The following is a 22,763-nucleotide window of genomic DNA, read 5'->3' as shown; positions in this document are numbered from 1 at the left end:
CCCCCTCGCGCCACCTCCCCGGGCGCCACCTACTCGGGGGGAGGCTTGGGGGCGTGCTTGCCGTTCGGCTTCAACGGCGGGACGATCCGCGCCGGCCGCTGCCCCGCGCCCCGGGGAAGGGCATGCCGCGCGCCGCGCGGGCGAGGCGGCGCCTTGGCCTCCACCTCGGGCACCGCCGGGGTCTCGGTGTCGCGTTCCACCTCGGCCTGACGGGACCGCGCCAGCTCCTCCTCGGCGAGACGCTCCTGCTCGCGCACGTGCTCCTCGAACTCGACCGAGTGCGCGGTGGGCAGCGTGATGATCCCCGGGTTGGCGTCGACCAGCAGGATCCGCCGCCCGGCCGCGCCCGCGTGCGTGAACACCATCGCCGTCGGCGGCAGCTCCTGGAGCTGCGGCGGCTCGATCAGCAGCTCGCGGAACCGCTGCCGCGTCTCGGTCACCGGGATCGTCCGTCCCCACGCCGTGGCGGAGCTGATGCCCTCCACCAGCGCCGTGTCGTCGGCCGCCGGTGCCGGCAGCGGCGACCACACCGGATCGTTGAGCTCGTCGCCGCGCTTGCGCGCGAACGCCACCGTGCTCGCGTACCGTTCCCCCGCCGCGTCGGGCGCGGCCTCGCCGGCCGAGTCGGTGATCTCCGCCACCAGCAGCCGGTGGTCGGACCCGATGTGCTCGGCCGCGATCCGGGCGTCCTCCGGATTGCCCAGCCGCATGAACCCGACCGCCGCGTGCCCGCGCCGCCCGAGCCGCTCCCGCACATGCCGCGGGATCGACCGGTACATCAGCACCAGGCCGGTGCCGGTCGCCTCGCAGGCGTCGATCAGCCGGTCGAGCACGTCGCCGCGGAGCTTCTCCGCCCCGCACAGGAACAACGTGTGGTCCCACTTGCCGCCCGGCGGCGCCTCGCGGATCCGGTGCGTCAACGCCGTCGTCACGTACGTCCCGAGCACCCGGTTGGTGAGCACGCCCGCACGCCGGTCCATCGACACCACGTGCAGCCGGCTCGGCGGCAGCCGCACCGGCTCGGTGGCCAGCCGCTCCAGCTTGCGCAGTTGCGCCTCCAGCGCCCAGGCCCGCCGCACCACGATCCGGTCGGTCGCGTCGCGCCCGAACAACGTCGCGATGCGCTCCAGCTGGTCGTCGGTGAGCAGACCGGCCCGCAGGTCGTCGCGCGGGTCTCCCACCTGCGCCAGCACCCGCAGCCCCGCCGTGATCTTCGGGATCGTGACGTCGGGCCCGAGCACCCCGATCAGCCGTTCGAGGATCGAGTTGTCGAACGACAGGTCCCTGGTGCTGCTCTCCTCCTCGCCGGCGCTCACCACCAGCGAGAGCACGTCGGCCAGCGCCTCGGGCGCCAGCCCCTTGGTGGCGTCCAGCCGCGCCAGGTCGGCCGGCAGCACCCAGACCAGCGGGTCATCGCCCCGGCTGGCGGCCAGCCGCAGCAGGTCGTGGGCGACGGCGCCCTCGCTGAGATCGATGACGGTGACCCTGGCGCCCACCGCCAGCCGCGCCGCCCCCATCGTCGTGACGGTCGCCGACCAGCCCGCCAGCGTCCCGCCCACCACGTCCAGCCGGTCGACACCGGGCGGAACCGCCACGGGATACCACTCCCGCTGGCTCTCGTACGCCCGCTGCCGCCGCTCCCAGTCGGCCCACGCCTCCGCGTGCGCCTTGTCCGCCGCGTCCCGGTCGCGCCGCCAGGCGGCCCGCTCGCGTTCGCCCAGGGCCTCGGCCTCCGCGATGCGTTCGCGGACGACACGTTCGTCACGCCACAACGCCGAGCCCGTGATGGCCAGCACCACCCCGCCCGCCAGCATCGCCACCACGGCGAAGGCCCACGGCAGCACCCCGGCGAGCCCGCAGGCGAAGAAGAGCCCGACCCCGATGCCGGCACCGGCGCTCGCGGTGCGCAGCGGACGGCCGGCCATGTGCTCGGCGGGCATCCGCGTAGGCAGAACTCGCGGCTCGACGTCCGCCGAGGGCTCTGGTGGGCTCGGCGGCGGTCCAGGGTCCGGGTGCACCTGCGCGTAACGCCAGCCGACGTGGACGCGGTCGGCCTGTATCAACCGCGCCATCGCGGACCCGCTCGCCATGTCCGTCACGAAGTCAAACCCCTGGGTGTTGCGGGACGGTGAGTAACGCCTGGGGGCCGGGTTGGTTCGGATTCCTACCCGCACAGAGTAAAGACGTTCCGGGCACTACGCGCCACATTCAACCGAACACGAATACCCATGACCGACTTGAGCCACTAATTCGGTCAGGCCGTTCACCCACGTCAAGGTTCGGACACGCCGCGATGGACAAGGTGGCCGCATCCGGCCAAGGACCGTTCCAAGTCGGTCCGTCAGGGGGTCGTTCGTTCACCGCGCGTTCGCTCACTCGGAGGGTTCCGCGCCGGGGTTTCACGCGGGGTCCGTCAGGCGGGCGCGGCTCGACGCGCCAGGGGCTGGGGGCACGGCCGTCGCAGGTCCACTGCTGGATCCTGGCGGTGGTGGAGCCACCGGTCACCTCAAGGCAATAGGTACTGCTCCCCCGCGACACCGTGAAGTAGCCGCCGGTCACGGCGGTGAACTTCCACTTCTGGCGCGGCAGGGGCTCAGGCGGCGGAGGCTCAACGCAGGACGATGTCCTGCCAGGCCGAGCACACGGTGCCCAGGTCGTACCGCTCGCGCACCTGACCGTGGGCGACTTCGCGTTCCTCGTCCCAGCGCCCCGACGTGACGGTCTCAGCGATGGACCGGGCCATGGCGGCGGCGTCCGCGTGGATCCAGCGGCGGTCGTAGATCGTCTCGGCGCCCGGCCAGCCGAGGAGCGCCGGAACGGCCCGGGACGCCATGCCCTCGGCGGGGGCGAGATGGAAACTCTCGTCGTCGCTCGTCGAGAGGACGAACCCCACGCGGCGCAGCCACGCGCCCACGTCGCGGCCGTACGGATCGAACACGACCCCGCCGGACAGGGCCGGTGTCCCGCCGATGCGCCGGAACAGCGCCTCGTAGTGCGCCCGCTCTTCCGGGCGCTTCCAGATCCACCAGTACTCCCAGGGGAGCTTCGACTTCACGAAGAGCATGAAGCGGTCGTCGTGACGGCGCAGCTCCTCGACGACGTCCACGGCGAGGTCGAGCCGCTTGCGCGACGGGGCGGCGCCGATGAAGCCGAGGTGGAAGCGCGCGTCCGCCAGCTTGGGCCGGTCGAGCTGCGCGACGTCGACCCAGTTGGGCACCACGGTGATCTTGTCGGCGGGCCAGCCGGTGGCCTGCCGGGTCAGCTCGGCGTAGTGCGGGCTCACGCAGATCACCTGGTCGACCTGGCCGATGTCGAGCTTCTGCGGCCAGCCCGAGGTCAGCTCGAAACGGTGGAGCCGGACGAGCAGGCGCTGGCCGGCCCGCTTGTTGCGGGCGTACCAGAGCGCGTTGGGGCCGCACCATTCGCAGATGACCACGTCGGCCCATTCGGCCAGCTCGCGGCCGGCCTGCTCGTCGTGCTCGGAGAGCGAGCGCCAGTGGTCGACCCGGAGCTCGACGCCCGGCAGCGACCGCAGGTGCTCCATCAGCCGGGTGAAGAACTTCAGGTCGTGGCTGGCCACGAGCACGCGCAGGGGACGTTCCGCCGTGGCGGCGCGCGAGCGCGGGAACACCCGGTCGAGGTGTGCGCGGAGCCGGCCGGCGGCGCGGGCCAGCGAGAAGCCGTCCGCGGCGGCCCGGCACCGTTCGGCGGCGAGGGCGTAGACGGCCGGGTCGACCGCCGCCCGGCGCAGCCCTTCGACGACGTCGTCCTGCGTACGGGCGAACAGCGGGTAGTCGGCGCCGAGCAGCGCCTCGTGCATCGGGGTGCGGTTGAGCACGACCGGCAGGCCGAGGGCGCCGAACTCCAGCACCTTGGTGGACAGTTCGAGGCTGGCGTCCATCTCGGGCCGCCGCCAGGACAGCCCGATGTCGGCGCCGGCCGCGATGGCCATGGCCTTCTCCCGCGCGTGGCCGCCATGCCACACCACGCCGGAGGCGCTCGCCAGAGCGCCGCGCATCCGGTCGTGGAAACCGGGATCGGACCGTTCGTTGTGGATCTTGTCGCCCACCATGTGCAGCTCGGCGGTGACGCCCTGCCCCGCCAGGAGGCCCGGCAGCTCGGTCATCTCGAACGTGTTCCAGCGCAGCGCGAACTTGCCGGTGTAGACGAGCCGGAGCGGGGTGCCGGTGGTGCGGGTCTCGGCGCCGCGGTCGGCGAGCTCCTCGGGCACCACGACGACCGGCGGGAACAGCACGCACTTCCCGCAGGCGTCCTGGACGGCCTGCTCCAGGAAGCAGCGCAGCTCCTCGGTCTGGCAGAGCAGCACGCGCGAGGCGCGGGCGATGCGCTTGATCTCGCCGAGGACCGGCCCGTCCAGCTCGGCCGGGGACTGCGGGACGTCCGTCAGGTACGTCCACATGCGCCCGGCGAAGGCCGCGTCGCCCGCGAGCGCCGCGGCGACCCGGCGGCCCCGCACCACGACCAGGTCGTGGCGGTCCTCGGCGTCGATGTCGCCGAGGACCTGGTGGGCCTGCCGGACGGTCATCCCGGCGTCGCCCTCGACCAGGCCCTCCTGGTGAGGACGGCGGACGGTCACGCCGGCCAGCCCGGTGAGGGGGTCGACGAGCCGCCCGGTCCGGACCGGCGCCTTGAGGACGAGGGTGACCTCGCAGCCCGCGTCCCGCAGCGCACGCACCATCGACTGCGCCCAGATGGCCGACCCGTCGATGAGGTTGAGGTCCACGTCGCCGTAGACGAGCGCGCGGCGCGTCACCCGGTCTCCTCTGCTCGAAGTCATGGGGTCGCTCGGAGTCATGGGGTCGCTCGAAGTCATGGGGTCGCGTCCGCGGTGAGGCCGTCCAGGAGGGCCCGCAGCCGGGGCCCGTCGAGATCACCGGCATCGCCCTCGACGGCGTTCTCGACGGCGTCCCAGCCCAGCGTCACCAGCCCGGGCGCGCCGTGCGCGTTGTGCCACAACACCACCGGACGGCCCAGCGGCCGGGCCGCCTCCTGGACGGCGCGCAGGTTGTGCCAGCGGTCCATGGCCGCCGGGTCGCCGAGGTAGGCCCAGGGGTGCCCGGCCAGGCAGGCCGCCGCCTCGAAGATCACCACGTCGGGGTCGCACTGGTCGACCGCGACGCCGGCGTCGTGCGGGGACAGCCTGACCACGTGCGCCGCCTCGCCCAGCGCCGCCGCGGTCGCCGCGGTGAACGCGCCCGCGACGACCGGCCGGTCGGCGGGACGCAGCGTGGCGCCGAACAGGAGCCGCTCGACCTGGCCCACCTCGGTGCGCAGGACCGGCCAGCCCGACGCCGACTCGGCCGGGGGCACGGACGCGGCGGCCCCCGCCGCCCGGCCCTTGGCCAGCCGGTAGAGATCGCGGGGCAGCCGGACGAGATCACGCTTGGGCCGCCGCGCCGCCGCCGCGAGCCGCTGGCCGACGCGCAGCGCCGTGGACGCCTCCAGCGCGGTCAGCCGCGCCTCGGTCGCCCGCAGCCGCCGTTCGCGCTCCCGGAGCTCACGTTCCCGCTTGCGGAGAGCCGCGCGGAGCCGCTGCGTCTCCTCCTCGGCACCGGCCGCGCCGGCCGTGCCGTTCTCGGCGGGCTCGGCTTCGCTCCTGGGGCTCCCGGCGTCACTCACCGAGGCTCCTGATGATCACGTCGGCGATGCGGGCGCCGGCCCGGCCGTCCCACAACGGCGGCGCCTCGGCGTCCGCGGCCGGCGGCCCCTGCTCCAGGACCTTGCGGACGGCGGGCACGAGCTCGTCGACGGTCACGAGCCGGTTGGTGCCGTGGGTGATCGTGATCGGCCGCTCGGTGTTGGGCCGCAGTGTGAGGCACGGCACGCGCAGGATCGTGGTCTCCTCCTGGACGCCGCCCGAGTCGGTCACCGCGGCGACCGCGCCCCGGACCAGCCCCACGAACTCCACGTATCCCAGCGGGTCGCGGACGTGCAGCCCCGGGTGGTCGTCGAGGCCCGCCGCGGTCAGGGTGGGCCGGCTGCGCGGGTGCACCGGGATCACCACGTCCACCAGGTCGGCGACGGCGTGCAGGCGTGCCACGAGCTCGGCCGCGGTCGCGGGGTCGTCCACGTTGGCCGGGCGGTGCAGGGTCGCCGCCACGTACCGCTCGGGCAGCCCGTACCGCCCGCGCACCGCCGCCGGGTCGAACCGGTCGAGGTGGGCGAGCAGGGTGTCGATCATCGGGTTGCCGACCAGATGCGCCCGGTCGACCGCGACGCCCTCGTTCGCCAGGTGCCCGATCGCCTCCGGGCTGGTGACCAGGCACAGGTCCGCGAGCTGGTCGGTGAGGCGCCGGTTGATCTCCTCGGGCATCGTCATGTCGAAACTGCGGAGCCCGGCCTCGACGTGCGCGATCGGGATCCCGAGCTTGGACGCCGCGAGGGCCGCCGCGAGCGTGGAGTTGACGTCGCCGTAGACCACGACCATCCGCGGGCTCGTCGCGACGAACTCCTCCTCCAGCGCGGCCAGGAGCGCCCCCGTCTGCCTGCCGTGGCTGCCCGACCCGACCCCAAGATCGACATCGGGCTCCGGGAGGCTGAGCTCGCGGAAGAACACCGTGGACATACGTTCGTCGTAGTGCTGTCCGGTGTGGACGATCCGCTGCGCGCACCCGCGTTCGGCGAGCGCCGCGACCACGGGGGCGGCCTTGATGAAGTTGGGGCGGGCACCGATCACGTGCACGACGGGCGACAGCATCGACCTCTCCGATGGTCTGGTTGACTTACGGCTTATGTCCTGGGCCAAGACGTTCGCCCTCACCGCACAGGTGGCCGCGCGGCACCTGCGGACCGAACCGGCCCGCACTCCGCTGCTCGCCCTGCGGATCCTACCCAAGCCGGTTCGTACCGTTGTGCGCGGAATCCTACTGCGCGGCGGCCCGGTACCGAGCGCGTACGGGCTCTGGGACCTCGGCCGGCACGACGAGGCCCTGCACAAGATCGAGAAGGCCGCGGCCGGTGCCCGCCCGCGCCGGATCCGGCGTCTGGCCGCGTTCGCCGTCGCCGTCGAGCGCCCGGAGACCGCGGGCAAGCTGATCGCCGCGCTCCCGCCGGACTCCCCCGGCCGCCTCCACCTGGTGGCCCGCCTCGCCGCCAAGGAGGGCCGGCTCTCCGACGGCATCGCCGCCGTCGCCCCGCCCCTCCCGTCCGGGGCCGCCCGGACCGGTCGCCCCGCCCCCGCCCCCGTCCCCGCCACCCGGCAGGCGGCCCGCCTGCACCGAGACCTCACCGGCCGCCGCGACGCGCTGACCTGGACCCCGCCGCCGGCCGCCCCCGAACGTTCCGGCGACGCCGTTCCCGGCCGCGTCCTCCACATCGTCACCAACGCGCTGCCGACCACCAACGCGGGCTACACCGTGCGCACCCACAAGATCGCCACGGCGCAGCGCGAGGCGGGCCTGGACCCGCACGTGGTGACCAGGCTGGGGTTCCCGGTCGCGCAGGGGGCGCTCGACCCGCGCACCCGGGCCACGGTCGACGGCGTCCCGTACCACCGGCTCGTCCCGTGGCGGCTGCCGCCGCCGGCCTCGCTCGCCTTCCTGGAGGCGAACGTGAAGGCCGCCTCCCACCTGGTCGAACGGCTGCGCCCCGCCGTCCTCCACGCCGCCAGCAACCACGTCAACGCCCAGATCGCGCTGGCCCTGCGCGCGGAGCACGGCATCCCGGTCGTGTACGAGGTCCGCGGCTTCCTCGAGGAGTCCTGGCTCTCCCGCGACCCGCGCCGGACCACGGACCTGGAGTTCTACCGCCTCAGCCGGGACCTCGAAACGGCCTGCATGCGCGCCGCCGACCTCGTCGTGACCCTCGGCGGGACGATGCGCGACGAGATCGCCGGACGCGGCGTCCCGGCGGACCGGATCGTGGTGATCCCGAACGCGGTCGACGAGGAGTTCCTGAAGCCGCTGCCCGACGGCGGCCCGCTGCGGGCCGAGCTCGGGATCGGCCCCGGGGAGAAGGTCGTCGGGACCACGACGAGCTTCTACGGCTACGAGGGCCTCGACACCCTGCTGGAGGCCGGCGCCGAGCTGCGGCGGAACGGCCACCCCGTCCGGCTCCTCCTGGTAGGGGACGGGCCGGAACGCCCAGCGCTCCAGCAACGGGCGGCCGATATCGGCCTCTCCGAGGCCGCGCTGTTCCCCGGACGGGTGCCGCCCGAGGACGTCCGCCGCTATCACGCGGTGCTCGACGCGTTCGTGGTCCCCCGCCGTGACGAGCGCGTATGCCGCCTGGTCACACCGCTCAAACCGCTGGAGGCGATGGCCGGCGGAGTCCCCGTGGTCGCCAGCGACCTCCCCGCGCTACGGGAGATCATCGAACCCGGAGCAACAGGACAGATAACAGCACCTAACAATCCAGGACAGCTGGCCGAAATCCTGAAAATGCTCCTATATAGTTCATCCTTGCAGCAAACGCAACACGCGGCACAGGAGTGGGTCCGCCGTGAGCGGACCTGGCGGGCGGGCACCGATCGCCTCCGGGACGCCTACCGGTCGCTGAACATCCCCTGCTGACGCGAGCTCAGGTAAAAGGGGTCACGGGGTGGATCTTGATCTTGTCGTCATCGGGTTGGGCTACGTAGGGCTCCCACTGGCACGGGAGGCCAGTGCGGCCGGACTCCGCGTCGCGGGCCTCGACCGGGATCCGGCGGTCGTCGCCGATCTGGCGGCCGGCCGTTCGCACATCGACGACGTCGCCGACGCCGAGGTCGCGGTGATGCTCGGCGGCGGTTTCACGCCCACCACCGACCCATCGCTGATCACGCGGGCCCAGACGGTCGTGATCTGTGTCCCGACCCCCCTCTCGCCGGAGGGCGGCCCCGACCTGACCGCGGTGAAGAGCGCGACCCGCACGGTCGCCGAGCACCTCCGCCCCGGCGCGCTCGTGGTCCTGGAGTCGACGACCTACCCCGGCACCACCGAGGAGGTCGTCCGCCCCCTGCTGGAGACGAACGGCCTCGTCGTCGGCGAGGACTTCCACCTGGCGTTCTCGCCCGAGCGCATCGACCCGGGCAACCCGGTGTACGGCGTGCACAACACCCCGAAGGTCGTCGGCGGCGTCACCGCCGAGTGCACCTCGGCCGCCGCGTCGTTCTACGGCAAGTTCGTCGAGCAGGTCGTGCAGGCGCGCGGCACCCGCGAGGCGGAGATGGCCAAGCTGCTGGAGAACACCTACCGGCACGTCAACATCGCCCTGGTGAACGAGATGGCCGTGTTCTGCGACGAGCTCGGCATCGACCTGTGGGACGCGATCGAGCTGGCCGGCACCAAGCCGTTCGGCTTCCAGGCGTTCCGCCCCGGACCTGGCGTGGGCGGGCACTGCATCCCGATCGACCCCAACTACCTGTCGTACAAGGTGCGGTCGCTGGGCTACCCGTTCCGCTTCGTCGAGCTCGCCCAGGAGATCAACGACCGGATGCCGCGGTACGTCGTGGAACGTGCCCAGCGGCTGCTCAACCGCGAGGGCCGGGCGCTGCGGGGCGCCAGGGTGCTGCTGCTCGGCGTGACGTACAAGCCCGACATCGCCGACCAGCGCGAGTCGCCGGCCATCCCCGTCGCGCGGCGGCTGCTCCGGATGGGTGCGGACCTGGCGTTTCACGACCCGCTCGTCGACACCTGGACCGTCGACGGCGACGCCGTCCCCAGCCCGGACGACCTGGGCACCGCGCTCGCCTCCGCCGACCTCACCATCCTCCTCCAGGACCACCAGGCCTTCGACATGAGCGAACTCTCGGCCCGGGCGCGCCTGCTGCTCGACACCCGCGGGGCGGTGCCTCGTGGAGACAACGTCGAGGCATTGTGATCAAGTTCCCGGTTTGCGGCGTAACCCCCTGCACGACCCCGCGCGTCTGCATACTGAAGACCCTTTCCTTTTGGGGGCTGTGAGAAGGATGCGCATCTGTGTGTGCACCGTGGTCCATCACGCCGAGGATGCCCGGATTCTGCACCGACAGATCCGGGTCCTCCTCGACGCGGGTCACGACGTCACCTACCTGGCGCCGTTCAGCTCCGGTGACGTCACTCCCTGGGCCGGCCTGACCGCCGTCGACCTGCCGCGCGCCGGCGGGGTGCACCGCCTGCGCGCACTGCGCGCCGCCCGTCGCGCGCTCGCCGAGCACGCTCCCCAGGCGGACCTCCTGCTCGTCCACGACCCCGAGCTGCTGGCGACGCTCCCGTTCGTCCGCCGCCGCCCGCCGACCGTCTGGGACGTGCACGAGGACGCGGTCGCGTCCCTGGTCAGCAAGACCTGGCTGCCGCGCCCGCTCCGCTTCCTGCTGCGCCCCTTCGTCCGCGCCGCGGAGCTCTACGCCGAACGGCGCGTGCACCTCATCCTCGCCGAGGAGGGGTACCGGCCGCGGTTCCGGGGTTCCCACCCGGTCGTGCCCAACACGACGTTCGTCCCCTCCGAGCCGCCGCCGCCCGCCGGGGACGACCGCGTCGTCTACCTCGGCCACCTGTCGGCCGCCCGGGGCGCGGCGGAGCTGCTGGAGGTCGCCCGCCTCCTGGCCCCGGAGGGCATCAAGGTCGAGCTCATCGGCGGCGCGGACCCGCAGACCGCCGCCAAGCTGCGCGAGGCCAATCGCGCGGATCTGATCCGCTGGCACGGATACCGCTCGAACGACACCGCGCTGGGCATCGTCGAGGGCGCGCTCGCCGGGCTGTCCCTGCTCCACGACATGCCGAACTACCGGCACTCCGTCCCGACCAAGATGATCGAGTACATGGCGCGCGGCATCCCGGTGGTCACCACCCCGCTGCCCGCCGCGGTCGACATCGTCAACCAGAGCGGCGCCGGCCTCATCGTCCCCTACCTGGATCCCGAGGCCGCGGCCACCGCGATCCTGAACCTGCGCGACGACCCGGCGCTGCGCGCGGAGATGGCGTCCCAGGGCCACCTGACGGCCCGCCTGCACTTCCACTGGCCCGACCAGGGCAAGCTCTTCGTCTCCCACCTGGAGGAGTGGGCCGGCATCGGCGCCGCTCCGGCGGTCACCGGCCCGCCCGTGACCGTGTCCCAGGACAGGGTGACGTGATCAACGGGCCCGAGCCGTAAACCAGATCGGGGTCTCGCGCGTCTGACTACGAATTCTCTGGGGACGTGCGTCGTCGCGTTCCATCCGGGAACGCGGCGCACCATGAACCCCGTAGGGTACTTTGTGCTGATTTGCACGTGAAAAAACGCATCCGGAGGGGACCGTGAGCACGCCCGGCAAGCCAGAGGACGGCTCGAACCAGTCCTGGACCGACGAGCATGGTCGCCCCCAGGCCGAGAACGATGCCGGGCCGCCCCCGTCACCCGCCGACGCGGAGTCCGCCCAGGCGCCAGGCTGGGGCGTCGCGCCCCCGCCGACCCCGCCCTGGGCCGCCACGCCGGGGCCGGAGAACGCGGCTCCCGGCGCCTCCGTCGTCCCTGAAGGAGGCATCCCCGCTCCCCCGCCGCCCGCGTGGGCGACGCAACCGGGCGGCACTCCCGAGACCCCGCCCGCCGTGACCCCGCCGGACGACTCCGACGACGAGCCCGCCGACCGGACGATGATCGTCCAGCGGTCCGCCCAGCCGGCCGGCGACCAGACCCAGGTCGTGCAACATCAGCCCGCCCAGCCCGTCGGCGACGCCACACAAGTCGTGCAGCAGCCGGTCGGCGACGCCACCCAGGTCGTCCAGCACCAGCCGGCACAGCCGGTCGGGGATCAGACTCACGTCGTCCAGCGGCCCCCGGTGGGGCCGGCTCCCGAGACGGTCGTCCAGCAGTCCGCGCAGCCCGCTCCCGAAACGGTCGTGCAGCCCTTCAGCCCGCCTCCCCCCGTCGCGCAGCCGTGGGAGATCCCCCCGCCGGGCGCGGGCGCCCCGCCGTCACCTCCGGCTCCGGCCCCGTACGCCCAGCCCGAGGCGACCATGGCCGATCAGGTGCACCGGCCGTTCAGCCCGCCGCCCCAGGACATGAACCCCTGGGAGACCGGCCCTCCGGCCCAGCAAGCCGCCCAGCCCCTCCCGGGACCGCAGGGACTGTACGCACCGCCCGCCCCGCAGGGACCGCACGCGCCGCACGGCGCCGGATTCCAGCAGCCGGGCGGGCCTCCGCCGGCCGAGCCGTGGCTGGTCGAGGGCGCGCAGCGGCGCAAGCGCACGTTCCCGACCAAGCTGATCCTTGTCGTCGCCGGCGGGCTCGTCGTCGTGGTCGGCGCGGCGGCCGGGGTCTACGCCCTGGTCGCGAGCGGCGGAGACTCCTCGGACAAGGTCCCGGTCTCGCAGCTGGCCGACGATCTCTTCGCCGCCGGTCAGGGCGGCTCCGACGGCCTCGACCAGTCGATCAACGCGGTCGCCTCAGCCCAGGGCATGGCGATCGCGGTCGGCTCCGAGACGGGCGGCCTCAACCCGCGTCCGCGGTTCCTGGTCTCCACCGACAACGGGCAGAACTGGCAGGTCGCGACGGTCACGGCCAAGGACGGCGCACCGGCCACCGGCAACGGCCCGGACGCGGTCTTCGGCGTCCCCGGCGCCTGGGTGGCACTGGCCTCCAGCAACAGCGCCGAGAACGTCTGGACGAGCAAGGACGGCCGGGCGTGGACCCAGCTCGGCGCGGCGGCCGGCGTCTTCGTCGCGGGTGACAAGATCGAGCAGATCACCCGTTCGGCGGCCGGCTTCATCGCGGTCGGCCACCGGCAGCAGGGCTCGAAGACCCTGCCGCTGCTCTGGCGTTCCGCCGACGGCGCGACCTGGCGCCGCGTGGCGGGCGGCCAGCTGCGACTTCCCACGGACGGCGGAGCGGTGGGCCCCCTCCGGTACGCCGTCTCGGCCGGCGGAGACGCCCTCATCGCCGGCACCGTCGTCAAGTCCAAGAGCACCGTGGCCGGGCTGTGGCGCTCGTCCGACGGCGGTCAGACCTGGCGGCCCATCGCGACGCCCACGCAGAAGGGGGCGTTCGGCGACCTGCACCTCGCCGCGAACGGCTCGGGGTTCCTCGCGCTGCGCAAGGGCAAGGAGGGCTCCCAGCGTCCCGGCCTGCTGTTCCGTTCGGCGAACGGCGACAACTGGCAGGCGGCGGGCCAGATCAACGGCTCGGCGGAACCGGCCCCGCTGCGGCTCGCGGGCGGCGATTCGGGATTCGCGCTGCTGTCCAACCTCCCCGGCAACCGCCGGGTCCTCTTCCAGAGCCAGGACGGCGCCACCTGGGGCCAGCCGGTCGACATGGGGGCGGCGACGAACGGCTCGGCCGTCGGCCTCGCCACGGTCGGCGGGGTGACGCTGGTCGGCGAGTCCGTCCGCCAGTCCGACCTGAACTCCCAGCTCCAGACCGTGGCCGCCGGCCAGCGGCCGACGCCCGTCGACCTGGCGAAGGTCCCCGGCGCCGTCAGCGTCGAACGTGCGGTCCTGGACCTGCACACCGCGGCCGGCAAGACCATCGCGGTGGGCAGCACCAACGGGCGCGCCGCCGTCTGGACCACGGCCGACGGCGTCGCCTGGACCCGTGCCGAGACCAAGGGCCTGGGCACCAACAGCAAGCAGCGCCTCACCAAGGTTACCCACGGGACGCAGGGATGGCTGGCCATCGGCACCGAAGGCGGCCGTCCCCTGATCGCCACCTCGGCGGACGGCGCGAGCTGGCGCCGGGTGGACCCCTCGGCGTTCGCACCGCAGAACGGCCGGACGGTGACCCTCACCGGGGTCACCAGCGGACCCAAGGGCCACGTGATCGTCGGCCGGGACGACAGCGGCACCAGGGCCTCGTCCGCCCTCGCCTGGCACTCGACCGACATGGGCATCTGGACGCCCGCCAAGCCGGCCGGCCTGGTGTTCAGGGCCAACGTCTCGCGGGCCATGGCCAACGTCACCGCGACGCCGACGGGCTACGTCGCCGTCGGCTCGACGTCCACCCGGGGCGCGGCGGCGCCGGCCAACTCCCGGCCGGGCGTCTGGGTGTCCACCGACGGGCTGACGTGGACGGAGAAGGCCGTCACCCTGCCGGCCAAGTCCGCTCACCTCATCCACGTCGCGGCGCGCGGCAACCTCATCGTGGCCTCCGGTGAGGGGGTCATGCCGCAGAACCGGGCGATCACCGTCGTCTCCACCGACGGCGGCAACACCTGGCGCGGCGCCGCACTGCCCTTCACGGCCGACAAGGGCGCCAGCTACCTGCGGGCGCAGACGGTGACGAGCAAGGGCTTCACCCTGGTCGGCTCCATGGGCAGCTGGCAGAACGCGAACACCGTCCAGTGGACGTCGGCCGACGGCCAGAGCTGGCAGCCGTCGACGCCCGAGGGCGAGGGGCTCTCCGGCCCCGGACGGCAGCAGATCCTCGCGCTCGCGCCGCAGGGCGACGGCCTGCTCGGCGTCGGCGTGACGACGGAGGGGAAGGCCGACCAGATCACCCTCTGGCGGATCGCGGGCGGCTGAGCCGGCCCGCGACGCCGCCGGGGCGGGTCAGCGGTAGACGTTGTCCCAGGAGATGACGCGCTCGGTGGGCTCCGGATTGCATCCGGGGCCCCCGGTGAACGTCCGGCCGCCCGGCGACACCGTCCACGCGCTGATGGCTCCGGTGTAGCCGGAGCTCAGGGTGTTGGCGTAGAACCTGTTCTCCAGCGAGGCGCACTCGCGGGCCTCGCCCGAACGCTGGAACCAGTCCGAGAAGTAGGCCTTGGAACCCGCGCGGGTGAACACGTTCGCGGTGATCGTGTTGGAGTTGCTGCCGTTCCGGGTGCGGATCGGGTCGCCGCTCACGGTGGTGAACCGGTTGCCCCGGATCGAGTTGCCGCTGCTGAAGTGCGCCAGATAGACCCCGTGGATGAGGGCCTGCTGGTCCAGCGCGCCCGAGTTCTCGATCTCGACGAAGTCGTTGGCCTCGATGATGTTGTTCTGCGAGTTGATCAGGTCGACGGCCCCGAACCCGACCCCGGCCCGCGTGTGCTTGGACCCGATCGCCCGGAAGTACATGCCGTAGATCGTGTTCCCGTTGACGCCCCGGCTCGCCCCGGCGATCATGCCCTGCGTCCCGGTCTTGGTGCCGCCGTCGAGCATGATCCCGCCGTTGGAGTACTGCTCGACCTGCAAGTAGTAGAAGCGCAGCCGGGTGTCGCCGCCGGCGTGCCCCTCGGGCAGCTCCGCCCGGAACCAGAAGCCGTTCGACCCGTCGCCACGGAAGACCGGGCGGGCCTTGATCGCGTCGCTGCCCCGGCCGTAGGTGTAGTCGGCGGGCAGGAAGCTGATCGTGTGGCCGGGGACATAGGTGGTCCATGTCACCGGTGCCGCGGTGTAGACGCCCGCCTTGACGCGGATCTCGACGTCCACGTTCGGCTTCGCCTGGGCGACGACCTGTTGCGCGCGCGCGAGGCCGACCACCGGCGTGGACGGGCTCAGGCCGTTGTTGGTGTCGGCGCCGGCCGGGTCCAGATAGACCCGCAGGACCTTCGCGGCCTGCGCGGACGCGGAGGTGCCGGGACTGCGGCGCCCGTCCGGCTCGTCCTCCGCCCCGCCGGCGCTCGCCGCGACCAGGGCCGTCACCAGACTCGCCATCACGCCGACCGCGACCGAGGCGAAGGCGGCCGTACGCGGGTTGGAGGCGGGACGCCGCGGCCACCACCCGGCGGGCCCTCCGGCCTGGGCGGGCGGTGGTGGCGGCTCAGCCGGCGTCGGACGGTCGGCCGATGTCTGGTTCATCCCTGGTTACCGGGGCTTCCAGCGCGCAATCCTCAGTCCCTGTCTCTCGGAGATCGCCGCACGATCGACGTGCCCGCGATTCTGGCGGCCCGCTGCCTGGCCCCGTCCATCAGCTTCTCGCTGAGGGGAGCCTGGACCTTCCGCTTCAGGCGGGCGGCCTCCCGCTGCCACTGCTCGATCTCCTGTTCCTGCTGCCGTGCCTTCTTCTTCCAGCGCTTGGCTTCGCGCGTCCACTTCTCCAGCTCGACGGCCGAGGCGGGCTTGACCACGTCCGTCGCCGGCGCCAGCGCCCACTCCGTACCGTCGAGCCAAAAGGTACCGAACAACTCGTGAACGACCTGGTCGAGATCCTCGGAATCGTCTCGAAGTGCTTCCGCGCGGGCGATGGCGGCGGTGCGCTCGAACCTGGCCACCTTGAGGCCGTCGTCGTCCGGCACGGCGGCCAGGACGACCCCGTAGCCCTCGCTGTCGGCCAGCTCGACCAGCCTGGTCAGCGCCTCCGCGGTGGGCCGCCAGCCCGCCGGGACGGTCAGCCGGTACGGCGCGGGGGCCGACGTGGCCGGCGGGCTCTCGACGTAGTCCACCCGCCCGTCGTGGGCGAAGGCGGCCCGGGTGAGCCTGAGGTCGAGCAGGGGGTCGTCCAGCGGGGACCTGCGCTCGTCGCCGAGCTTGGACCACGGGCCCACGACGGTGACCCGGATGTCGTGCACCGGCCCGGCCAGGACGCCCGCGACGGAACCGCGCACGGCCTCGCTGGAAGCGTCGGTCGCGTCGACCACGACGTCGACGTAGGGGACGAGCCATTGCCGTCCGGCGGAACGGCGCCAGTCACGGCGCAGCGGCAGCAGCTGGCTCATGTACGGCTCGTTGTGCCGGGCCACCTCCTCGCGCCGCCGCATGACCGTCGACGGGCCCAGGTGCCAGCTGCGCGCCTCCGGCTCGGGGACGAAGACCGCCCCCTGCTGGGCCAGCCGGAAACCGAGGTCGGTGTCCTCGCCGAGGACGAGGGTGTCGTCCATGCCTCCGGCGCGCCGGAGCAGTTCCGCGGGCACGGAGGCGGTCGCCCCCACGTGGACCCGGTAGGTCCGGGGGCTGAAGGCACGGAGCCCGTCGCTCTCGTCGATGATCTTCTCGACCCATTCGTGCGGGTGGCTCCGCTCGACGTCGAACAGCCCGCCCGCCGCGCCGGTGCGCACCGCCTCGAAGACCGCCGCGGGGCTCGTCTCCCCACCGGAGAAGTCGACGAACCTCTTGTAGCCGAGCACCACCAGGTAGTCGGCCAGGTGGTGCCACCGCGCCTGGGCCTCGACGTGCTCCCGGTACAACACCATGTCGCAGTCGAGCCAGTGGACGATCTCGCCGTCGGCGACCGCCGCGCCGGTGTGGCACGCGTGGGCCCGCCCCCAGCCGCCCTCCCCGCCGCGCACCAGCCGGGTGCGCTCGGGAACGATCTCCGGCAGGCGCAGCGGCGGCGTGCTGCCGTCGTCGACGACCACGACCTCGAGAAGGTGCGCCGGATAACTCTGGGCCGCCAGGCTCGCCAGGGTGAGATCGAGCTTCTCCTGGTCCCGGTACGCCGGGATGACCACGGACAACGACCGGTGGGGAGCCCACCGGCCGGTTTCCGGGACCTGGAGAACGCTGTAGTCGTTGTGGCGGATGCGCGGCTGCCCGCCCATGCCCGCTGCGGGTTCGTTCACGTCTTCCCAACTCGGTGATTCGATGGTGCCGATGCCGGTGCCGCGTCGTGCGACGGGTCCGGCGTCATGGATCCGGCGTCGTACTCCAGCAGCGCGGTGGGCTCGAACCCGCGCCACTGCCGGGTCGCGGAACGGAGGAAGTAGGTGACCGGCACGCCCCACGTGTGGCCCTGCTTCCTGCGGTTGACGATGAACCCCAGGCCGTGGGTGCGATAGGTCCGTCCTCCGGCCGCCCTCGTGGCGGTCAGCAGGGCGGCGTCGACGCTCCGCGGAACGGGCGGGAAGCCGCCCAGGCTCTCGAAGAAGGAACGCTCCACCGTCATCGTCGCACCGGCGACCACGTCGGCGAACCGCTCGGACCCTCCCGCGGCGCGGTAGATGGTCAGGTCGATCTCCTCGAGATAGATGAGCTGCGCGAAGCACCCCACCAGCTCGGCTCCGGAGTACGCCGACGCGAGCAGCATGTCGGCCAGGAAGTCCGGGCCGTACCAGTCGTCGTCGTCCCACTTGACCAGGTGATCGCCGGACGCCCTGGCGGCTCCGCGGTTGAGGGCCTCGCCGAGGGGCGCCTCGTCGGGCACCTCCACCAGCGTGATCGGCCGGGTGCAGGCCATCACCGCCGCCTTCACCTCGGGGGCGTCGGCGGGGATGCCGTGCAGGGTGAGGATCACCTCGAAGTCGACGTCGCGCTGGCGCTCGATCTGCCGGAGGGCGAAGCCGAGGTAGTCCACGCGGCGGGTGCACAGGATCACCGACGCCGTGGGGGACGTGCCGGTTCCGGGCGCGGCCGGGCCCGCCAGCGCCTCCCACCGGGCACGCGTGGAATGCGCCCTGAACGCGGCTCGCCGCAGGCGGATGCTGTGCTCCTCCCGGCGGACGTCGTCGGCGAGATCCGCCGGTGCCACGCCGGTGATCAGGTCGACGAGCTCGGGCCCCAGCGCCCGGGCCCAGGACGGAACCCGGTCGGTGACGACCGGAACGCCCGCCATGGCGAGGGCGGCCACGACGCGCACGGCGGGGACCGGCCCCGTGTGGCGTCCCCAGCCGATCTCGATCCCGCGCAGCCGGCGCAGCCTGCCCACGTCCGCGTCGGTGACCGTGCCGGCGGGGTGGAAGCGCACGACGTCGCCCGGCGCCGCCTCGACCGCCCAGCGGTCGCCGTCCTGCCGGAGCGGTGCCCAGCCCAGGTCGGGGGCGGACGTGAAGCCCATCGGGTTGACCGAACGTTCGTCGACCGGCGGGACGAGGTCGCGGTGGGCGTACGCCTCGACGATCGTGCGCGCGTCCACCGCGCCCGGCGCCCCCAGCTCCGCCCACCGGGAGTGCCGGGTGCTCAGGCGGTCCGCCACGGGCACGCCGTCGTCAGGCCACGAGGGTGCTCCGGGCGCCGTCGAACGCAGGACGACCTCCGCGGGCGGGACCTGGTCCGGCTCCGCCAGGGGCCCCTCGACCGGAACGAGGGTGGCGGCCGGGTCTCCGGGACGCCAGAGGGCGCTGCCCGCCCCGGCCAGCGCGACGCGCGGCCCCTGCCACACCTGCGGCCGGTGACCGTCCAGGCCGCGGACGAGCGACGCGACGAACTCACCGGCCCGGACCGGGCGGCTGAACTGCGCCTCGACGGCCCAGTCGCCCTTGTCGCCGCGCAGCGCCTGGAACCGCCTGGCGGTGTGCCACTCGGTCCCGACGGCGGGAAGGGAGAGGGGATGGTGCCGCACCGACCGGATGACGCCCACGACGATGTGCGCCGCCCTGGGCAGCAGCCCGGCGAGGGAGGCCGCACGCCGCAGGTCGGTCGAGGTGCGGGCGACCAGGACGAACGTGCCGGACTCCTGGTCTTCCAGCGGATCCGCCGGGTCGATCTCGTCGAGGTCGATCACCGTGCCGGCCCGTGCGAGCCGTTCGGCGGCGGGCCCTTCCTCGGGCAGCAGCCCGATCGTCGCGACGACCGGCGGCGCGGCGTCGGCGACCAGCCCGGCGATCAGTTTGGTGGTCACGGGGACCGCCGGGTGAAGACATGGGCGGCGTTGCCCTGGCCGCGGGCGTTCCGCACCAGGTCCGGGTAGGCGGCGAGCCACCGGTCGCTCAGTGCGCGCTCGTCCGCCCGGTGGGCGTCGTCCAGCACGATCGTCACCACGTCCGCGCAGTGCCCCAGCAGTGCCGGCACCGCCGGGTAGCGCGCCTCGGGCCCGGTGTCGCCAGGGGGGCCGTCCACCAGGAGGACGCCGATCTCGACGAGGTCGGTGAGGGCGCCGGCGGCGTACCAGGAATAGGTGTCATCGCCGAGCGTCCACGGTTCGAGGGGGGCGTGCCGGACCTCGACGACCTCGTCGAGCCCGTGCGCACGCACGAGGTCCCGGGAGGCCTGGAGGAAACGTTCGTCGTGCTCCAGGGCGACCACCCGGCCGGTCCCCAGCCGCTGGACGGCGTACCCGAGCCACACGCTGGAGGATCCGCTCCCGCACTCGACGATCAGTTTGGGCTTGTCGCGCCACAACGTCTCGAACACGATCTGCAGCACGTCCGGCCGGATGGCCCACCCGCTGAGGCTCGGCAGGGGCGCCCGCGGGTCGACCCACGAACGCAGGTCGGCGTGCGCCTCGAGCTTGGCGTACGTGGCGTCCGCCGCGGTGCCGGCCGAGACCCTGACCTTCTCCGGGAGCTCTCTTATGAGGCCGTCGACCGCGCCGACGTGACCGTCGACCCCGGCCATCGTCCGTTCGAGGCGTTCGACCTGCCCCTTGAGCGCCGCGACGCCGTCCTGGAGCTCCGTCACCCGCGTGTACAGCTCGACGCGCTCCGCACCGAGCGCGCCCTGCATGCCCCGGACCGCGTCCCGGACCTCCTCCGCCACGGCCTGCCGCCGCTCGTCGATCTCGCCCAGCTCCCGGGAGCGCGACGTCTTGAGCGCCGAGGCGTGGTCGCGCTGCTCGCGCAGCGCCTTCTGGACCTTGGCGTCCACCCGGCGCACGCCGATCACGACGATGCCCAGCAGGACCAGGACGCAGTCGACGGCCAGCAGGGTCACCGCCGTCTCCCAGGCGACGCCGCCCGCGGCGGCCGTGATCACGACGGCGGCGGCCAGGCCCGCTCCGAGCAGACCTGCGAGGAGGGTCGACACCCGTGGTGAAAGTCTCGGCATTCCGTGCCTCATCCCTGGTCCGGGTCAGATGCAGACATGCGCTTCGGGCGGGCCGTAGAACTCGACCCGGGCCTGCTTGAGCAGTTCGGCGTCGTTCACCTGGAAGGTGTGCGCCGACGGGTCCGCGTTGCGGACGTACACGTAGTTGAAGCGGTCCGCGGAGTAGATGCGCACTCCCGCGGTCTTGGCCCGGCGCAGCAGCTGGGTGTCCGATCCGCGCGGGATGGCGTCGAACCGCAGCTCGCGCAGGACGTCGCCGCGGGCCACGAGCGTGCCGCCGCGCACGAGGTTGCCGTAGGCGTGCTCGGTCTCGGGCTTGCTGAGCAGCGTCGCGTTGATCGCCTTGAGCTGGACGTAGCAGGCGCGCTTTCCGACGATGCCGGCCTCGGTGTAGGAGAACGCCGGGACCAGGTCCGACAGGTAGTGCTCGCCGTAGATGTCGTCGTCGTCCATCTTCGCGATCAGCTCGCCGTCGGCGGCGTCGATGCCGAGGTTCAGGCAGGCGCCCAGCGGCAGGTCGGCGCCGGCCTCGACGATGACCAGGTCGTCGATCCCGTTGTCGGCCGCCTCCGCGCGTACCTTGTCGAGGTCCAGGTCCAGGCCGTGCAGCACCAGGACGAGCTGGAGGCGCTTCCAGCGCTGGTGGCCCACCTGCCGCAGCGCGGTGGACAGCCGGTCCGGGCGGTTGGTGGGAAGGATCACCGACACGTACGGCTCGGGACGGGTCTCGGGCCGCCCGATAGCCTCCAGGACGCTGGCGACGCGGTGGCCGAACGTATGGCTCGCGAACACCTCGCGCATGGCGAGATGGGCCTGGCGGTCACGGAGCTCGGGGTTGGCCAGCAGACCGGTGAGCAGGGTCTTGGTCTCCTCCTGGCTCCGCGTGAGCGAGACGGTGCCGGGGAAGAACCGTTCGATCGCCTCGGCGTGGCCCGACAGGATCGGGGTGCGGCAGGCCGACAGCTCGAAGATGCGCCGCGCGCACATGGTCGGCGAGTCCGGCACCGAGTTGACGTTCAGGAAGACCTTGTAGGCCTTGTACGCGGAGAGCATGCGCTCGTAGGGCAGCGAGCCGACCACGTGCCCGTCGTACCTCGGCGGGAACTGGAAGCGCGCGTCCTCCTCCAGCATCCGGCTGAAGATGTGCAGGTCGAAGTCACAGGCGGGCTCCAGCACGACCCGCATCTGGTCGGCGCGCTTGGGGTGCTTGTGGCTGAAGTAGGTGCCGGCGAAGGCGACCTCGTGGCGCCGGCCGCCGGGCACCTTCACGGGGTTGTGCAGGCGCGGCTGGGCCGCGAACGACAGCAGGCCGATCCGGTCGTGCCCGAGGATCTCCCGGTAGCGCGGGATCATCTCCTCGCTGGTGGTGAAGACCTGGTCGAACAACTTCGCCGTCTCGATGAAGACGTCGAAGTTGGGCGGGTCCTCCTTGTTCCAGAACACCGTGGGGATGCCGCGTTCGCGGCAGTAGGCGACGAGGTCGCGCAACGCCTGGCCGGGGGCGTCGCTGCCGCTCATCTGGCCGCCCCAGCGCTTGTCGTTGCCGGCCCAGGCCGACTCGACGAAGAGCAGGTCGGGGCTTTCGCGCTCCATCGTCTCCCGCCAGTCGCGCGGGCCCGGCTCGACCTGGCGCCACTCGTAGCGGAACGCCATCGCGGAGAAGCGGTCCAGGATCACCGCGACGGTGAGGTCCGGCCGGGCGATCGGCCCCTCGGGCAGGGCCGCCTCGGGGATGTCGGGCATCTGGCGCTGGTCCGTGCCGCCCTGGCCGCCCTTGCGGCCGGCGGCGTCCGCCTCCATCACCGAACGCCGGCCGCCGCGTCCCGGACGTTCGGGCGGCACGGGCATGTCGGGCTTGCGCAGGGCCTGGGTCAGCCCGCCGGGCAGCCGGAAGAGGTTCCCCGGCTTGCGCTTGACCTGCCAGAAGACCTCGCCGATCCGCCACCAGCGGCGGGACATCGACGACTTGAGCTGCCACGACACGTACTCGGTCTTGTACACCTGGTAGGCGTAGCGGCCTTCGGCGTCCTGCAGCCGCTTCTCCGTCTCGCGGAGCCGCTGCTCGGTCTGCGCCAGCATGCGGGAGAGGGTGTCGCTCTCCTGGTTCGCGGCGGCGGCCGCCCGGTCCGCCCCGGCCGGCGCGGTCCCGGCGGGATCGGCGGGGGGACCCTCGTCCGCGGAGGCGGCCGAGGACCGATCATCGATGGACATCCAAGACCCCAATTACGCTCGTCCGGCCCGCGGCCTTCGAAA

Annotated in this window: 14 protein-coding genes; 4 read left to right on the top strand and 10 right to left on the bottom strand. The window is 73.1% G+C overall.

What is annotated here, in order from left to right:
- Positions 1–29 precede the first annotated feature (29 nt).
- From ABZ810_RS03665 to wecB, 5 genes are all read right to left on the bottom strand, one after another.
- Positions 30–2,090 (bottom strand): hypothetical protein, encoded by a 2,061-nt coding sequence (locus ABZ810_RS03665; RefSeq protein WP_358398698.1) that lies wholly within the window; start codon positions 2,088–2,090, stop codon positions 30–32.
- A 118-nt stretch (positions 2,091–2,208) separates the two neighbouring features.
- Complete coding sequence (locus ABZ810_RS03660; RefSeq protein ID WP_358398966.1) at positions 2,209–2,589, bottom strand: RICIN domain-containing protein; 381 nt, start codon at positions 2,587–2,589, stop codon at positions 2,209–2,211.
- A 19-nt stretch (positions 2,590–2,608) separates the two neighbouring features.
- On the bottom strand, positions 2,609–4,798 hold the full coding sequence (locus tag ABZ810_RS03655; RefSeq protein WP_358398696.1) for a glycosyltransferase: 2,190 nt from the start codon (positions 4,796–4,798) through the stop codon (positions 2,609–2,611).
- A gap of 32 nt (positions 4,799–4,830) precedes the next feature.
- Complete coding sequence (locus ABZ810_RS03650) at positions 4,831–5,640, bottom strand: hypothetical protein (protein ID WP_358398694.1); 810 nt, start codon at positions 5,638–5,640, stop codon at positions 4,831–4,833.
- Positions 5,633–6,718 carry a UDP-N-acetylglucosamine 2-epimerase (non-hydrolyzing) gene (gene wecB, locus ABZ810_RS03645; protein ID WP_358398691.1) on the bottom strand — a complete coding sequence of 362 codons (1,086 nt, stop codon included), beginning with the start codon at positions 6,716–6,718 and terminating at the stop codon, positions 5,633–5,635. Before wecB ends, ABZ810_RS03650 begins: the two co-directional genes overlap by 8 nt.
- A gap of 34 nt (positions 6,719–6,752) precedes the next feature.
- On the opposite strand from wecB, the gene ABZ810_RS03640 reads away from it, so the two are divergent.
- The 4 genes from ABZ810_RS03640 to ABZ810_RS03625 all read left to right on the top strand — a co-directional run bounded on the left by ABZ810_RS03640 (position 6,753) and on the right by ABZ810_RS03625 (position 14,411).
- Entirely contained in the window at positions 6,753–8,531 is a 1,779-nt protein-coding gene (locus tag ABZ810_RS03640; protein ID WP_358398689.1) for a glycosyltransferase, read from the top strand.
- A 28-nt stretch (positions 8,532–8,559) separates the two neighbouring features.
- Positions 8,560–9,819 (top strand): nucleotide sugar dehydrogenase, encoded by a 1,260-nt coding sequence (locus ABZ810_RS03635; RefSeq protein ID WP_358398687.1) that lies wholly within the window; start codon positions 8,560–8,562, stop codon positions 9,817–9,819.
- Between the two features lie 88 nt (positions 9,820–9,907).
- Entirely contained in the window at positions 9,908–11,050 is a 1,143-nt protein-coding gene (locus ABZ810_RS03630) for a glycosyltransferase family 4 protein (RefSeq protein ID WP_358398685.1), read from the top strand.
- A 163-nt stretch (positions 11,051–11,213) separates the two neighbouring features.
- Positions 11,214–14,411 carry a hypothetical protein gene (locus ABZ810_RS03625; protein ID WP_358398683.1) on the top strand — a complete coding sequence of 1,066 codons (3,198 nt, stop codon included), beginning with the start codon at positions 11,214–11,216 and terminating at the stop codon, positions 14,409–14,411.
- A 27-nt stretch (positions 14,412–14,438) separates the two neighbouring features.
- On the opposite strand, the gene ABZ810_RS03620 is transcribed toward ABZ810_RS03625, so the two are convergent.
- From ABZ810_RS03620 to ABZ810_RS03600, 5 genes are read right to left on the bottom strand one after another with little or no spacing between them, the layout of a single operon-like run.
- A complete protein-coding gene (locus tag ABZ810_RS03620; protein WP_358398681.1) occupies positions 14,439–15,671 on the bottom strand; it encodes a right-handed parallel beta-helix repeat-containing protein in 1,233 nt (410 codons plus the stop codon).
- Positions 15,672–15,703: 32 nt separating this feature from the next.
- The gene (locus tag ABZ810_RS03615) at positions 15,704–17,371 is read right to left on the bottom strand and encodes a glycosyltransferase (protein ID WP_358398679.1); all 1,668 of its coding nucleotides are present in this window, start codon (positions 17,369–17,371) and stop codon (positions 15,704–15,706) included.
- A complete protein-coding gene (locus ABZ810_RS03610) occupies positions 17,368–19,365 on the bottom strand; it encodes a glycosyltransferase family A protein (RefSeq protein ID WP_358398676.1) in 1,998 nt (665 codons plus the stop codon). The genes ABZ810_RS03615 and ABZ810_RS03610 overlap by 4 nt, the downstream gene beginning before the upstream one ends.
- Positions 19,362–20,489, bottom strand: coding sequence for a class I SAM-dependent methyltransferase (locus ABZ810_RS03605; protein ID WP_358398674.1), 1,128 nt, complete (start codon positions 20,487–20,489; stop codon positions 19,362–19,364). The genes ABZ810_RS03610 and ABZ810_RS03605 overlap by 4 nt, the downstream gene beginning before the upstream one ends.
- 45 nt (positions 20,490–20,534) lie before the next feature.
- Complete coding sequence (locus ABZ810_RS03600; protein WP_358398672.1) at positions 20,535–22,721, bottom strand: glycosyltransferase; 2,187 nt, start codon at positions 22,719–22,721, stop codon at positions 20,535–20,537.
- Positions 22,722–22,763: the final 42 nt, after the last annotated feature.

The sequence above is a fragment of the Spirillospora sp. NPDC047279 genome (assembly GCF_040643285.1).
Lineage (GTDB): Bacteria > Actinomycetota > Actinomycetes > Streptosporangiales > Streptosporangiaceae > Spirillospora.
This window is presented reverse-complemented; position numbering and strand designations above follow the sequence as displayed.